This is a genomic window from Ruegeria meonggei, assembly GCF_042768335.1.
GTDB lineage: Bacteria > Pseudomonadota > Alphaproteobacteria > Rhodobacterales > Rhodobacteraceae > Ruegeria > Ruegeria meonggei.
The window spans coordinates 2,757,089-2,771,845 of sequence record NZ_JAXHBT010000001.1 but is presented as its reverse complement, the minus strand read 5'-3'; the positions used below and the strand labels follow the sequence as shown (position 1 = coordinate 2,771,845).

The window sequence follows — 14,757 nt, the reverse complement described above, 5'->3', positions numbered from 1 at the left end:
CCCGACTGACAGGGTAGAGACCCAGATGACAAACGACTTGATAGCCAAAGCAGCCCTCGACCGGCGACTGGCCGAGATCCTGATCCCCGTGATCGAGGATTTGGGATATGAACTCGTCCGTATTCGCCTGATGAGCGGCAAGCTGACCACATTGCAGATCATGGCCGACAAGCCCGATGGCGGGATTGAGGTGGATGATTGCGCCGAAATCTCGAACGCGGTCAGCGCCACGCTGGACGTCGAGGACCCGATCCTGGACGCCTACACGCTGGAAGTGTCCAGCCCGGGCATCGACCGCCCTCTGACTCGTCTCAAGGATTTTGAGATGTTCGAAGGCTATGAGGCCAAGATTGAAACCGCCGAGCTGATCGACGGCCGCCGCCGCTTCAAAGGCGAACTGGCTGGGATCGAAGGCGATGAGGTCCTGATCAACATCGCCGAAGGGGAAGAGACGATCACAATCGGCCTTCAATTCGACTGGCTGAGTGACGCCAAACTGGTCCTGACCGATGATCTGATCAAAGAAATGCTGCGCCAGCGCAAAGACGCCGGTGCCCTGAACGAAAACGCTTTCGACGAGATTGAGACCGAAGGGTCCGAAGAGGAGACGAACTGATGGCAATCACCTCAGCCAACCAGCTGGAGCTGCTGCAGACCGCCGAGGCCGTGGCCCGCGAAAAGATGATCGACCCCGGTCTGGTTGTCGAGGCGATGGAGGAATCGCTCGCCCGTGCCGCCAAGAGCCGCTATGGCGCTGAGATGGACATCCGCGTGTCGATCGACCGCAAAACCGGCAAGGCAACCTTTACCCGCGTCCGCACCGTGGTCGAGGATGAAGAGCTGGAGAACTACCAGGCCGAGATGACCGTCGAGCAGGCCAAGCAGTACATGGAAGCGCCCGAAGTCGGTAACGTCTATGTCGAAGAAGTTCCCCCGGTCGAAATGGGCCGGATTGCCGCTCAGTCGGCCAAGCAGGTCATTCTGCAGAAGGTCCGTGAAGCCGAGCGGGATCGTCAGTACGAAGAATTCAAGGACCGCGCCGGCACCATCATCAACGGGGCCGTCAAACGCGAAGAGTTTGGCAATATCATCGTCGATCTGGGCGGTGCTGAGGCCGTTCTGCGCCGCAACGACAAGATCGGCCGCGAAAGCTATCGCCCCAACGACCGTGTGCGCGCCTATATCAAGGAGGTCCGCCGCGAGGTGCGTGGCCACCAGATCTTCCTGTCGCGCACCGCGCCGGAATTCATGGCTGAACTGTTCAAGATGGAAGTGCCGGAAATCTATGACGGCATCATCGAGGTCAAAGCTGTGGCCCGTGACCCCGGTTCGCGTGCCAAGATCGCTGTGATCTCGTATGACGGATCCATCGACCCCGTCGGTGCCTGCGTTGGTATGCGCGGCAGCCGCGTGCAGGCCGTTGTGAACGAGCTGCAGGGCGAAAAGATCGACATCATTCCGTGGAACGAAGATCAGCCGACCTTCCTGGTGAACGCGTTGCAACCCGCCGAGGTCTCAAAGGTGGTCCTAGACGAAGAAGCTGGCAAGATCGAAGTTGTGGTTCCTGAAGAACAGCTGAGCCTTGCCATCGGTCGTCGTGGTCAAAACGTGCGTCTGGCCAGCCAGCTGACCAATCTGGACATCGACATCATGACCGAGGCCGAGGAATCAGCCCGCCGTCAGAAGGAATTCGAAGCCCGGACCGGTCTGTTCATGGAAAGCTTGGATCTGGACGAATTCTTCGCTCAGCTGCTGGTGTCGGAAGGGTTCACCAACCTCGAAGAGGTCGCGTATGTCGAACTTGACGAGTTGCTGGTGATCGACGGTGTCGACGAAGGCACTGCGCAAGAATTGCAGACCCGTGCCCGTGAACACCTGGAAGCACAGGCCAAGGCGGCACTGGATGCAGCGCGCGCGCTGGGTGTCGAGGATAGCCTTATTGAATTTGAAGGCCTGACACCCCAAATGGTGGAGGCATTGGCAAAAGACGACGTGAAAACGCTGGAAGACTTTGCCACCTGTGCTGACTGGGAACTGGCAGGCGGCTGGACCACGGTCGATGGTGAACGCATCAAGGATGACGGTGTTCTGGAGCCTTTCGGCATAGCGCTGGAAGAGGCGCAGGATATGGTCATGACCGCGCGCATCATGCTGGGTTGGGTTGATCCGGCTGAACTGGAACAAGCCGAAGAAGACGGCGAAGTTGCTGAAGAGGAAGCCGAGGCCTGATCTCAGGTCTCGGGTGACGAGCATGGGTCGCGGTGGCGTCCATAAGGATCGGTCTGACGGACCCGAACGCAAGTGCATTGCCACGGGCGAGGTTCAGCCCAGATATGGGCTGATCCGCTTTGTGGCCGGGCCGGACGGTCAGGTCTATCCGGATGTCGCGGCAAAACTGCCGGGGCGCGGGGTTTATGTGGCAGCAGAACGCGCTGCGCTGGACAAGGCGGTGAGCAAGAAGCTGTTCGCACGCGGGTTCAAAGCGCAAGTAACGGTGCCCGCGGATCTGGCCGATGAAGTCGAAAAGCAAATCGCGCGCCGTGTGGTTGAACTGCTTAGCCTGGCGCGCAAGTCCGGCGATGCGGTCGCGGGCTATGAAAAGGTCAAGACGTGGCTGGACCGGGAAGAAGCTCAGGTCTTGCTTCAGGCTGTTGATGGATCAGGGCGCGGCAAGTCGAAGTTAAGCACGCCGCACTTTGGAAAATACATCGGCTGGTTGACCGCGGATGAACTGGGGGCGGCATTTGGGCGCCAAACCGTGATTCATGCGGCGCTGGCCTCTGGCGGACTCGCCAAACGTGTTGTAGAGGAAGCGCAGCGCCTGCGTGGCTTGCGCGAAACGGATGACGGCGGCAGGGGCCGCACGGAAGGGTAAAAAGCTTTATGAGCGATAATGACGGCAAAAAGACATTGGGTCTTCGTGGCGGGGCACGCCCCGGAAATGTGAAACAGAGTTTCAGCCACGGGCGCACCAAGAATGTCGTGGTGGAAACCAAACGCAAGCGCGTGGTGGTCCCCAAGCCGGGTGCCAGCAAACCGGGTGGCGGTGCTACGCCTTCGGGTGATCCGTCGCGTCGCCCAGCGGGCATCTCTGACGCTGAAATGGCGCGCCGCATGAAAGCCTTGCAGGCCGCCAAAGCGCGTGAGACCGAAGAGGCCGCCCAGCGTGAAGCAGCGGAAAAGGCGCGTGAAGAAGAACGCGCCCGTCGCCGCGCGGAACAAGAGGCCAAGGAACGCGAACAGCGCGAAGCTGAAGAACGTGCCCGTGCCAAGGCCGAGGAAGAAGACCGCAAGCGCAAAGAGGCCGAAATTGCGGCCCAACGCGCTGCCGCTCCGGCTGCACCGGCAGAACCCAAGGCCGCTGCTCCGCGCAGCCCGGCCAACAAACCTGCGCCGGCTGCAACACCGCGGAAAAACGATCGCGAGCGTGAACAGCGCGGCAATCGTGGCAAAGGCCGTGATGACAACCGCCGGTCCGGTAAGCTGACACTGGGTCAGGCCACGGGCGGCGAAGGCAATCGCCATCGCTCGATGGCGGCGATGAAGCGCAAGCAGGAACGTGCCCGTCAAAAGGCGATGGGTGGCACGGTCGAGCGCGAAAAGGTGATCCGCGATGTGCAACTGCCTGAGGCGATCCTGGTGTCCGAACTGGCCAACCGTATGGCCGAGCGCGTGTCAGATGTCGTCAAGTCGCTGATGAACATGGGCATGATGGTCACGCAGAACCAGACCATTGATGCCGATACGGCCGAGCTGATCATCGAAGAATTCGGTCACAAGGTGACCCGTGTCTCTGATTCGGATGTCGAGGACGTCATCAAAGAAGCAGAAGACGACGACAAAGACCTGCAGCCGCGTCCGCCGGTCATTACCATCATGGGTCACGTCGACCATGGTAAGACCTCGTTGCTGGATGCGATCCGTGACGCGCGGGTTGTGGCAGGCGAGGCCGGGGGTATCACCCAGCATATCGGTGCCTATCAGGTGAAAACCGATAGTGGCACCACGCTGTCCTTCCTGGACACTCCGGGCCACGCGGCCTTTACCTCGATGCGCTCGCGCGGGGCTCAGGTCACGGATATCGTGGTTCTGGTTGTGGCTGCCGATGACGCAGTGATGCCGCAGACGATCGAGGCGATCAACCACGCCAAGGCGGCCGAAGTGCCGATGATTGTGGCGATCAACAAGGTCGACAAGCCGGGCGCAGACCCGGACAAGGTCCGTACCGATCTGCTGCAGCATGAAGTGATCGTCGAGAAAATGTCGGGTGAAGTTCAGGACGTCGAAGTCTCTGCAATCACCGGTCAGGGTCTGGGCGAGCTGCTGGAAGCCATCGCGCTGCAATCCGAGATTCTGGAGCTGAAAGCCAACCCGAATCGCGCCGCCCAAGGTGCCGTGATCGAAGCGCAGCTGGATGTGGGCCGTGGCCCCGTCGCCACCGTTCTGGTTCAGAACGGCACGCTGCGTCAGGGTGATATCTTCGTTGTGGGTGAGCAGTACGGTAAGGTTCGTGCGCTGATCAACGACAAGGGCGAACGCGTCAAGGAAGCTGGCCCCTCGGTCCCGGTCGAGGTTCTGGGTCTGAACGGCACGCCCGAGGCCGGGGACGTGCTGAACGTCACCGAGACCGAAGCGCAGGCCCGCGAGATCGCGGAATACCGCGAACAGGCCGCCAAGGACAAACGCGCTGCCGCTGGTGCCGCAACCACCCTTGAGCAGCTGATGCAGAAGGCCAAGGAAGACGAGAACGTCAACGAACTGCCAATTCTGATGAAAGCAGACGTTCAGGGCTCGGCTGAGGCCATCGTTCAGGCGATGGAGAAGATCGGCAACGACGAGGTGCGCGTGCGCGTGCTGCATTCGGGCGTTGGTGCGATTACCGAAACGGATGTCGGCCTGGCCGAAGCATCCGGCGCGCCGATCCTGGGCTTTAACGTGCGTGCCAATGCGTCGGCGCGGAACACGGCCAACCAGAAGGGCGTGGAAATCCGTTACTACTCGGTGATCTACGATCTGGTCGACGACGTAAAAGCCGCCGCATCGGGCCTGCTGAGCGCCGAGATCCGCGAAAAGTTCATCGGCTACGCCGAGATCCGCGAAGTCTTCAAAGTTACCGGCGTCGGCAAGGTTGCTGGCTGTTTGGTCACCGAAGGCGTGGCGCGTCGTTCCGCAGGTGTCCGCCTGCTGCGCGACAACGTGGTGATCCACGAAGGCACGCTGAAGACACTCAAACGCTTCAAGGACGAAGTGGCCGAGGTTCAGTCAGGTCAGGAATGCGGTATGGCGTTCGAGAACTACGATGATATCCGCGCAGGCGATGTGATCGAAATCTTCGAGCGCGAAGAGGTAACCCGTACGCTGGATTGATCCGGTTCGGAATGAGAGTTTGGAAACAGCGGCTCAATTGGGCCGCTGTTTTTTTATGGAATGCAGTGATCAGTCGATTGAATACCGGGGTATCTCTGTGTCGACAAAGTTCTTGCTGGATTTTCAGTGCTTTCTTGCACTTAATCGATGAAATCAATTGTGCCTTTGTCAATCATATTCTTGATGCTCAATCACTACCCTCTTCAGATTCGATTTGGTCAAAGTAGTCGCAGCGTTCCAAAAGATAGCCGCGCCGAAAGGGTGGTTCCTGCGGCAGCTCTGACAGGAATCGCCGGTCCTGATCGCTGCACATGAATCGCCCAATTCCTAAGATCTTCAGGTAATGTGTCAAAAAAAACCCGTAGTATTGTGAAATGCTGTCCAAGCTTTCGTCACCACGCCATTTCCTGCTGGTTTCGAAGTTGGGAAAAAACTGAAGCGAACAATTTCCACCCAAAATGCCATCTCCATCGTACAAAACTGTACAACCCACCTCTCGGCCAAGTACAGAGAAGCTAAGTAGCTTGGGATCTACTTCGTACCCCCATTGACGAACCGAAATGATCGTTTGATTGCCTTCGCCAGACGGGTGCAACAGCATGACACCGTTAGATCTGACTCCAATCACAGTTCCGGTTACCTGAGGAAGCTGTTTTCCACTCGCTTCCAGCTCAGGTGTTACCGAAATCGCTGTAGACGGCAGGCTGAGCAAACAAGTCAGAAGTGGCAAAATCGCTCGCATGTAATAACTGTGCAAAAGCATATCACTACTACCTATTGTTATCGCTCTTTGATTGAAATCATGATGCACGCTCAATCAAAGGGGGCAAGCGAAAATCATCGACTTTGGATGCAACCCTCATGGCATCGCGCTGGGTTCATGCTTAAGAAGCCAGCCGTGTCAACATTCAGCCCGATAGCAAATTTACCTGACTTGCAGCATGAATTTAAATTATCCCGCCGTCCAATACTCTTAGCTAGTTGGACCCGGGCAAAAACGTCCCACGATGCATGATGATATCGAAGTGCTGCATGCCCTTTAGCAAATCGAAACTGACCGAATGCCCGCCTTTGCGTAGGGCTTCTGCATAATCACGGCTTTGGCGGATGAATTCCGGCGTGTCCCGTTCTGCCACTGTCACGTGATAGCGTGGACCGGGGGGTGGCAGGTGCAGGATCGGGGACAGATCATGTACCTCGACCGGGGTCAACTGCAGCGGGTCGTTCACCGAGGTCAGGCTGATCGGTTCCAGATCATAGACGCCGCTGATCAGGATCACATCGCGCACCCGCAGCCCGGCACGGGCCAGTTCGTCAGCTGAGGTGGCCATGACCATGGCGACCAGATGCGCACCGGCACTGTGCCCCGACAGGGTGATCCGTGACGGATCGAACCTCAGATTGAAGGCGTTCGCTGCCAACCAAAGCAAGGCGTCGCGGCATTCGTTGACCATCTGATCCAGCCGCGCATCCGGGGCGAGTGTGTAATTCAACGTGGCAAAGGACTGCTCGGCCTCGATCAGTGTGGAGGCCATCATCGCCGATTCGCGCTGGCTGAGCGCTTGCCAATATCCGCCGTGAACAAAGACGTGCAGCGGTGCGCCTGCTCCCTTCGCGGGAAAGAAATCCAGCACTTGTGTCGGCGATTCGCCATAGGCAAGGTTTTCCCGCACTTCCATCCTCGCCCGCGCCTGCGCGCTGAGTGCGGTGTAGCTGTCCAGATAAGGTGTCAAATCGCCACCGACCATCGAACCGGGCGAATATTCCTGATCCAGTTCTTCCTGTGAAAACCCGCGATACAGCATTGCCTACTCCTGCCCGCTATACATCAGTTCCGTGCGCATGTCGTAGAGGTCATGAAAGAACCGCAGCTCCAGCGCTTTGCGCAGGAACGCCACACCGCTGGACCCGCCGGTACCTGGCTGCATGCCGATAACCCTCTCGACCGCAGTGGCATGGTCAAAGCGCCAGCGTTGGAACAGAGATTCCACATCCATCAGCTTTTCCGCCAATGCATACAGATCCCAGTGTTTTTCCGTGTTGCGGAACACATTGCACCAAATTTTCACCACGCGCGGATCGCCGGAATAGGGCAGCGCATAGTCGCGGCTCAGCAAGTCGGCGGGCACGTCGAACCCTTGTCGCGCCAGCATGTGCAGCACTTCGTCGTAAAGCGAGGGTTTGGTCAGGGCGGCATTCAGCATCTCCATAACTTCAGCGTCATGTTCGTGCACTTTCAGGGTCGAGGCGTCCTTATTGCCCAGAATGAATTCGATCTGGCGATAGCCATAGCTTTGAAATCCGGACGAGCTGCCCAGTGCCTGCCGGAATGTCATGTAGTCAGCAGGCGTCATGGTCAGCAGAGTCTCCCACGCGGTGATCAACTGCCGCTGGATCGCTTTGATCCGGTCAAGGTTCTTCATCGCCGGGCCAAAATCGTCCTGTTGCAGGAACCGGCGCACTTCGACCAGTTGGTGGTGCATCAGTTTCAACCACAGCTCGCTGACCTGATGGATGATGATGAACAGCATCTCATCCGGTTGGGCCGGGTCCTGAAAGGTCTTTTGCAGGTTCAGGAGCGTTTTAAGCTGCAGGAAATCGCCATAGCTATTGCGATGCGTATCCGCGAAATCGGTGACCAGCGAGTCCTCGATTCCGCGCTCCAGATACCTGTTATCCTTGTCGCCCATCTGCTCCTCCAAACGTCCAGGGGTTACCCCTGTGAATATCAGAGCGTCAGGTCCAGTCCAGAACCACCTTGCCCGACTGCCCCGATTTCATCGCGGCGAATCCTTCCGCAAAGTCGTCGACGCCAAAACGGTGAGTGATCACGCGGCTGACATCCAGACCGTTTTGCAACATGGCGATCATCTTGTACCAGGTCTCGAACATCTCGCGCCCGTAAACGCCTTTGATGGTGATGGCCTTGAACACGATACGGGACCAATCGACCGGGGACTTGCCGGGTGGAATGCCCAGCAGAGCGATCTTGCCGCCCATCACCAACGCCTCGACCATCTGGTCCAGAGCAGCTTGAGAGCCTGACATCTCAAGGCCCACGTCAAAGCCTTCTTTCATGCCCAGCTCAGAGATGACGTCCTGAAGGTCCTCTTTGGTGACATTGACAGGGCGCAAGGTTGGCACCACATGTTCGGCCAGTTTCAGACGGTCGGGATTGATGTCGGTGATCACCACATGTCGTGCGCCTGCGTGGCGGGCGACAGCGGCGGCCATGATGCCGATGGGGCCAGCGCCGGTAATCAGAACATCCTCACCCAGCAGATCGAAACTCAGCGCGGTGTGAACGGCATTGCCCAGCGGGTCGAGAATGGCGCCGATTTCATCAGGCACATCATCGGGCAGGGGCACGACGTTAAAGGCGGGCAGTTTCAGATATTGGGCAAAAGCCCCTTGTTCGTTCACCCCGATCCCGCGCGTGCCGGGGTCCAGATGGAACTTGCCCGCGCGGCTTTGGCGGCTGTCGGTGGTGATCAGATGGCCTTCGCCGGAACAGCGCTGGCCGATTTCCAGGCCGGTCACGTTTCGGCCCAGTTCAACGATCTCACCGGCGAACTCATGCCCGGTGATCATGGGCACCGGAACCGTGGCGGCGGCCCAGTCATCCCAGTTCCAGATATGGATATCGGTTCCGCAAATGCCGGTCTTGTTGACCCGGATCAACACCTCTTCGGGGCCAATTTCGGGCACTGGGGCCTGCACCATCCACAGCCCTTCCTCGGGTTTGGATTTTTCCAGCGCTTTCATCGTGTTGGGTCGCATCAGATGATCCCCAGTTCTTTGCCGACCTTGCCAAAGGCGGCCAATGCACGGTCCAGCTCGTCACGGGTCAGGGCCGCATTCATCTGCGTTCTGATCCGCGCCTGGCCGCGCGGGACGACCGGGAAGAAAAAGCCCGAGACATAGACGCCTTCGTCAAACAGCCGCGATGCCATGTCCTGCGCCAGCTGTGCTTCGCCTAGCATCACTGGGATGATCGGGTGTTCACCGGGCAGCAGGTCAAAGCCCAGTTTTTCCAGCCCCGCGCGCCAGTATTTGGCGTTGCCGAACAGTTGCGCGCGCAGCATGTCGCCCTGTTCGACCAGCCGGATCGCCTCGATCCCGGCGGCGACGATGGATGGCGGCAGCGAGTTCGAGAACAGATAGGGCCGCGCCCGCTGCCGCAACAGGTCGATCACCGGCTGCGGCCCGGCGATATAGCCGCCGATTGCCCCTCCAAGTGCCTTGCCCAGGGTTCCCGTCAGAATGTCCACATCGACGCCAAAATGATCCGGTGTTCCGGCCCCGTATGGCCCCATGAAGCCGGTGGCGTGGCAGTCATCGACCATGACAATGGCCTCGTATTTGTCGGCCAGTTCGCGGATTTTCGGCAGGTTGGCCAGATAGCCATCCATCGAGAACACGCCATCGGTCGCAATCATGATATGGCGCGCGCCGTCGTCACGGGCCTGTTTCAGCCAGGCCTCCAGATCGTTCATGTCGTTGTTCAGATAGCGATAGCGTTTCGCCTTGCACAGCCGCACCCCGTCGATGATCGAGGCATGGTTCAGACTGTCCGAGATGATGGCGTCTTCGGGGCCTAGCAGGGGTTCGAACAGGCCTCCATTGGCGTCGAAGCAAGCAGCGAACAGGATCGCGTCGTCCTTGTTCAGGAACTGCGCCAGCTTCTGTTCGAGTTCGCGGTGAATGTCCTGCGTGCCGCAGATGAACCGGACCGAGGCCATGCCGAAGCCTTTGGGTTCCATCGCGCCCTTGGCGGCCTCGATCAGCGCCGGGTGATCGGCCAGACCCAGATAGTTGTTGGCGCACAGGTTGATGACCTGTTTGTCGCCCACCGTAATCTCACCGCCCTGAGGCGAGGTGATCATGCGTTCACGTTTGTACAACCCCTCAGATTCGATCTGCGCGAGAGTGTCCGTGATATGGGACAGGAATGCATCAGCCATGGCGATCTCCGTTCATCTGAGTCGCATGTCTAACATAACGGATACAATTCCCAAATAGGGGAATTTCAGGATTGCGGAAAAAAATCCGTGAAGGCGGATAAATGCCGGATCAGGCGTTTTTGACGATCAGAAACACGCGGGCCGGTCCATCTGACGCCATGATCGCATGCGGTACATCGGCGGCATAGCGGGCCGTGTCCCCCTGGCTGAGGTCCATTGTGGCCGCGCCGGACGTCACGCGAACCGATCCTTCCAGAACGGTCAGCTGTTCCTGCGCGCCGCGCGTATGCGGCTGGCTGGCCAATGCGCCGTGCTGATCGAACTGAATGTCATAGACCTCATGTCCGCCGGCCTCTTCGGGCGGGGAGAGGATGCGTATCCGGCATTTCTCGCCCATATTGTCGATGCTGGGCACTTCGGAATTGCGCAGCACTTCGATCTGGTCACTGTTGTCTGCGTCCTCCAACAATCCTGCGAAATCGACCTGCAGCGCACGGGTCAGGTTCCACAGGGTCGAGATGGTCGGGCTGCTTTCGCCCCGCTCGATCTGGCTGACCATCGAACGGGACACGCCGCTGAGGTTGGCCACGGCTTCCAAGGACAGACCTTTTGCGCGGCGGGCCTCTTTCAGGCGGGCGGGCAGGCGTGTCAGGATATCGTCTGGGTTTTCCGTCATGACGGAATCTCATGCGCGTTTGCGGGTGCTATGTCAATTCCGCTTGTGACGGTACGTCCCATGGGACAGCCCCACATGACAGGGGCATAGTGCCGCCAAACCCACGAGGAGTAGAGACATGAAAGATATCGTCATTCTTGATGGTGCCCGCACCGCAATCGGAACCTTTGGTGGGGCGCTAGCCTCGACCGCGCCGATTGACCTGGCAACCGTAGTGACCGAAGCGGCGATGGAGAAATCCGGGGTTGAGGCAAACCAGATCGGCAATGTGGTGTTTGGTCATGTCATCAACACCGAACCGCGCGACATGTACCTGTCGCGCGCAGCCGCCAAACAGGCGGGCATTCCGGTTGAAACGCCAGCGATGAACGTGAACCGCCTGTGTGGATCGGGTGCGCAGGCCATCGTTTCGGCGGTGCAGTCCCTGATGCTGGGAGATGCGGAATTCGCTGTTGCGGGCGGCGCTGAGAGCATGTCGCGCAGCCCGTACATCGTACCTCAGGCGCGCTGGGGGGCGAAGATGGGTGATGTCACGTCGATGGATATGATGCTGGGCGCGCTAAACTGCCCGTTTGGCACCGGTCACATGGGCATTACGGCCGAAAACGTGGCGGATGAGCACCAAATCACCCGCGAGCAGATGGACGGTTTTGCCATGACCAGCCAGACCCGCGCGGCAGCAGCCCTGGAGGCAGGCTATTTCCAAAGCCAGATCGCGCCGGTTCAGGTCAAGGTCAAGCGTGACATGGTCGATTTCATGGTCGACGAGCATCCCAAGGCGACCTCGGCCGAGGCGCTGGCCGGTTTGCGCCCTGCCTTCCGGAAAGACGGGCGTGTCACGGCGGGCAACGCGTCAGGCATCAATGACGGCGCAGCAGCGATGGTACTGGCCACCGCCGAGGCCGCCGAGAAAGCGGGCCTGAAGCCCAAAGCGCGTATCCTGGGATATGGTCACGCCGGCGTGCGCCCTGAGGTGATGGGGATCGGTCCGGTGCCTGCAGTGCAGAACCTGATGGCCCGCACCGGTCTGTCAATTGACGATTTCGATGTAATCGAAAGCAACGAAGCGTTTGCATCGCAGGCGCTGGCCGTCAACAAAGAGCTGGGCCTGGACGCGGCAAAAGTGAACCCAAATGGTGGCGCGATTGCATTGGGTCATCCGGTGGGTGCGACAGGTGCCATTATCACTTTGAAGGCACTGTACGAGCTGGAGCGCACGGGCGGGTCCAAGGGGCTGGTCACCATGTGCATCGGCGGCGGTCAAGGTATCGCCATTGCCTTTGAGCTGCTCTGATCACAAACCAGGCAGGGGGGCTGTCTGCCCCCCATCGCACCTTTGGTGCGATTCCCCCCGAGGATATTTTTGGCCAGATGAAGCGGGCGAGCTCGGGTTAGCCGAATGTCGTCAGCAGAAGAACCAGAGCGGCACCTGCGGCGGCCCCGATGGTGGCGGGCAAGGCCACGGACCAAAGGCGCGAAGAGGTTGGTTCGTCCTTTTGGGTCTGTGCGATCAGCGCGTTTTCCACCAGTGCAGGCAGACGCGGTCCGAACCGAGCCAGGACCATCGCCGTTTTGCCAAAATCCCGCAGTGCGGCGCGGGGGCCGATGGATTTTTTGATGTAATCCTCGACCACAGGGCGGGCGACTTCCCAGATGTTCATATGAGGATCGAGCGAGCGCGCCACACCTTCGACCACCACCATGGTGCGTTGCAGCAAGATCAGCTCGGTCCGGGTTTCCATGCCGAACCGTTCAGTGACTTCGAACAGATAGTTCAGCAGTCGGCCCATTGAAATATGGGTGGCATCCATGCCGAAGATCGGTTCGCCGACGGCGCGCAGAGCCCGGGCGAATTCGTCGACATCTTGGTGGGCGGGGACATAGCCTGCCTCGAAATGGACCTCGGCCACGCGTTTATAGTCGCGGCGAATGAAGCCGAACAGAATCTCGGCATAGACCCGGCGGGTGTATTCGTTGATATGGCCCATGATGCCAAAATCATAGGCGATGATGTCGCCATTGGCTGCGACCTTCAGGTTGCCCTGATGCATGTCAGCGTGGAAAAACCCATCCCTCAGGGCGTGCAGCAGGAACATCCGCAACACCCGTTCAGCCAGATCGGGGCGGTTATGGCCTGCGGCGTCCAACGCGGCGTTGTCGCCCAGTGCAATGCCATCTGCCCAGCTGAGCGTCATCACACGGCGCGCGGACAGCGACCACACCACGGGCGGCAGCCAGAAACCCGCGTCGTCCTTGATATTGGCGGCGTATTCCGAGGCCGCAGCGCTTTCCAGACGCAGGTCCAGCTCTCCGCGAACCACACCGTCGAAATGTTCGATCACCTCCATCGGGCGCAGGCGGCGCGCACCGGGGGCAAAGAGCTGAACGATCCGGGCCGCGAAATAGAACGCGTCGACGTCTTTGCGGAAGGCGCGTTCGATGCCGGGGCGCAGCACTTTGACAGCGACATCCTCGCCGGTGCTGGTCAGCTTGGCCTTGTGCACCTGCGCGATCGAGGCTGCCGCAATGGGTTCGCTGAACTCCGAGAACATCTCGGAGACCGGTTGCCCCAGCTCTTTTTCCACTTCGGCCATGGCCTCATCGCGGGAAAAGGGCGGCAGCTTGTCCTGCAACACGCGCAGCTGATCGGCAAGTTCGTCGCCAACCACGTCGGGACGGGTCGAGAGCACCTGGCCGAATTTAATGTAAGCCGGTCCCAATGCCGTCAGCGCACGGGTGGCGGGGGGCATGTTCGGGTCGCCCTTGTATCCCAGCCATTGGAACGGTTTGCCCAGCGTATGGGCCACGATGCGCAAGGCGCGCGGGGCTTCGAACGCGTCCAGGACGACATTCATGGCGCCTGTGCGCTCTAACGTGGCGCCTGTGCGGATCAGGCGGATGATGTTATGGGGTCCTCGCATGCGTCAGATCTTCCAGCCGGAATGTAGCGCGGCGATGCCCAGGCTCAGGTTGCGGTACTTGGCATTTTCGAACCCGGCGGCGCGGATCATCTCCAGAAACGTGTCCTGGTCAGGGAAATTGCGGATTGATTCCACCAGGTACTGATAGCTGTCGTAATCATTGGCGATCAGCTTGCCCATGCGCGGGATGACGTTGAAGCTGTAAAGGTCATAGAGCTTTTGCAGCCCGTCATGGGGCAGTTGGCTGAATTCCAGCACCATAAGGCGGCCACCGGGTTTCAGCACGCGGAAGGCTTCGTTCAGCGCCTCTTGCGGGCGGGTGACGTTTCGGATGCCGAACGAGATTGTGTAGACGTCAAAGGTGTTGTCGTCGAAGGGCAGGGCCATCGCATCGCCCACCACCCAGTTCAGGCTGTCAGACATCTGGTCAGCTTCGGCCCGCTGGCGACCTTCGACCAACATGGGTTCCGTCAGGTCCAGTACGGTGGCATGGCCAAAGCCCGCACGTTTCAGAAAGCGGAACGAGATATCGCCGGTGCCCCCTGCCACATCCAACAGGCGCTGCCCAGGGCGCGGTGCAAGCCAGTCCATCATTGCGTCCTTCCAGACCCGATGGATGCCCATCGACATGACATCGTTCATCACATCGTATTTTGAGGCGACCGAGTTGAACACGCCCTGCACACGCCCGGCTTTGTCAGCCTCGCGCACGGTTTCGAACCCGAAATGGGTGGTCTTGTCGCTGTTGTCGGACATAAGCCTTGCCGTTTGTCGAATTTCGCCTCTGTTATAGGGCGATACGAACCGGGCACAATGCGGCCCTTTGGAA

General features: G+C 59.3%; 13 protein-coding genes. 5 read left to right on the top strand and 8 right to left on the bottom strand.

Annotated features, from left to right (window positions below; translation table 11 throughout):
• Positions 1–25: 25 nt before the first annotated feature.
• Genes rimP through infB form a run of 4 tightly spaced genes read left to right on the top strand, consistent with a single transcriptional unit; the run spans position 26 to position 5,367 of the window.
• Complete coding sequence (gene rimP / locus SJY13_RS13675; protein ID WP_085823585.1) at positions 26–616, top strand: ribosome maturation factor RimP; 591 nt, start codon at positions 26–28, stop codon at positions 614–616.
• A complete protein-coding gene (nusA, locus tag SJY13_RS13670; protein ID WP_377191478.1) occupies positions 616–2,229 on the top strand; it encodes a transcription termination factor NusA in 1,614 nt (537 codons plus the stop codon). The genes rimP and nusA overlap by 1 nt, the downstream gene beginning before the upstream one ends.
• A gap of 22 nt (positions 2,230–2,251) precedes the next feature.
• Entirely contained in the window at positions 2,252–2,875 is a 624-nt protein-coding gene (locus SJY13_RS13665; RefSeq protein ID WP_085823587.1) for an RNA-binding protein, read from the top strand.
• A gap of 8 nt (positions 2,876–2,883) precedes the next feature.
• The gene (gene infB, locus SJY13_RS13660) at positions 2,884–5,367 is read left to right on the top strand and encodes a translation initiation factor IF-2 (protein WP_085823588.1); all 2,484 of its coding nucleotides are present in this window, start codon (positions 2,884–2,886) and stop codon (positions 5,365–5,367) included.
• Positions 5,368–5,554: 187 nt separating this feature from the next.
• Here the strand turns inward: infB and SJY13_RS13655 are convergent, their stop codons facing one another.
• From SJY13_RS13655 to SJY13_RS13630, 6 genes are all read right to left on the bottom strand, one after another.
• Positions 5,555–6,130, bottom strand: a complete 576-nt coding sequence (locus SJY13_RS13655; protein ID WP_377191476.1) for a hypothetical protein — start codon at positions 6,128–6,130, stop codon at positions 5,555–5,557.
• A gap of 214 nt (positions 6,131–6,344) precedes the next feature.
• Positions 6,345–7,172, bottom strand: a complete 828-nt coding sequence (locus SJY13_RS13650) for an alpha/beta hydrolase (RefSeq protein ID WP_377191475.1) — start codon at positions 7,170–7,172, stop codon at positions 6,345–6,347.
• A gap of 3 nt (positions 7,173–7,175) precedes the next feature.
• On the bottom strand, positions 7,176–8,057 hold the full coding sequence (locus SJY13_RS13645; RefSeq protein WP_377191474.1) for a tryptophan 2,3-dioxygenase: 882 nt from the start codon (positions 8,055–8,057) through the stop codon (positions 7,176–7,178).
• Positions 8,058–8,103: 46 nt separating this feature from the next.
• Positions 8,104–9,132, bottom strand: coding sequence for an L-threonine 3-dehydrogenase (gene tdh, locus SJY13_RS13640; protein ID WP_377193651.1), 1,029 nt, complete (start codon positions 9,130–9,132; stop codon positions 8,104–8,106).
• 14 nt (positions 9,133–9,146) lie between these two features.
• Positions 9,147–10,331 carry a glycine C-acetyltransferase gene (locus SJY13_RS13635; protein ID WP_377191473.1) on the bottom strand — a complete coding sequence of 395 codons (1,185 nt, stop codon included), beginning with the start codon at positions 10,329–10,331 and terminating at the stop codon, positions 9,147–9,149.
• A gap of 109 nt (positions 10,332–10,440) precedes the next feature.
• A complete protein-coding gene (locus SJY13_RS13630) occupies positions 10,441–11,007 on the bottom strand; it encodes a helix-turn-helix domain-containing protein (protein ID WP_377191472.1) in 567 nt (188 codons plus the stop codon).
• 118 nt (positions 11,008–11,125) lie between these two features.
• Here SJY13_RS13630 and SJY13_RS13625 point away from each other — a divergent pair, with 118 nt between their 5' ends.
• On the top strand, positions 11,126–12,301 hold the full coding sequence (locus SJY13_RS13625) for an acetyl-CoA C-acyltransferase family protein (protein WP_377191471.1): 1,176 nt from the start codon (positions 11,126–11,128) through the stop codon (positions 12,299–12,301).
• Between the two features lie 97 nt (positions 12,302–12,398).
• Here the strand turns inward: SJY13_RS13625 and ubiB are convergent, their stop codons facing one another.
• Together ubiB and ubiE are read right to left on the bottom strand one after the other, a co-directional pair.
• Positions 12,399–13,928 carry a 2-polyprenylphenol 6-hydroxylase gene (gene ubiB / locus SJY13_RS13620; protein ID WP_377191470.1) on the bottom strand — a complete coding sequence of 510 codons (1,530 nt, stop codon included), beginning with the start codon at positions 13,926–13,928 and terminating at the stop codon, positions 12,399–12,401.
• A gap of 3 nt (positions 13,929–13,931) precedes the next feature.
• A complete protein-coding gene (ubiE, locus tag SJY13_RS13615) occupies positions 13,932–14,684 on the bottom strand; it encodes a bifunctional demethylmenaquinone methyltransferase/2-methoxy-6-polyprenyl-1,4-benzoquinol methylase UbiE (protein WP_377191469.1) in 753 nt (250 codons plus the stop codon).
• Positions 14,685–14,757: the final 73 nt, after the last annotated feature.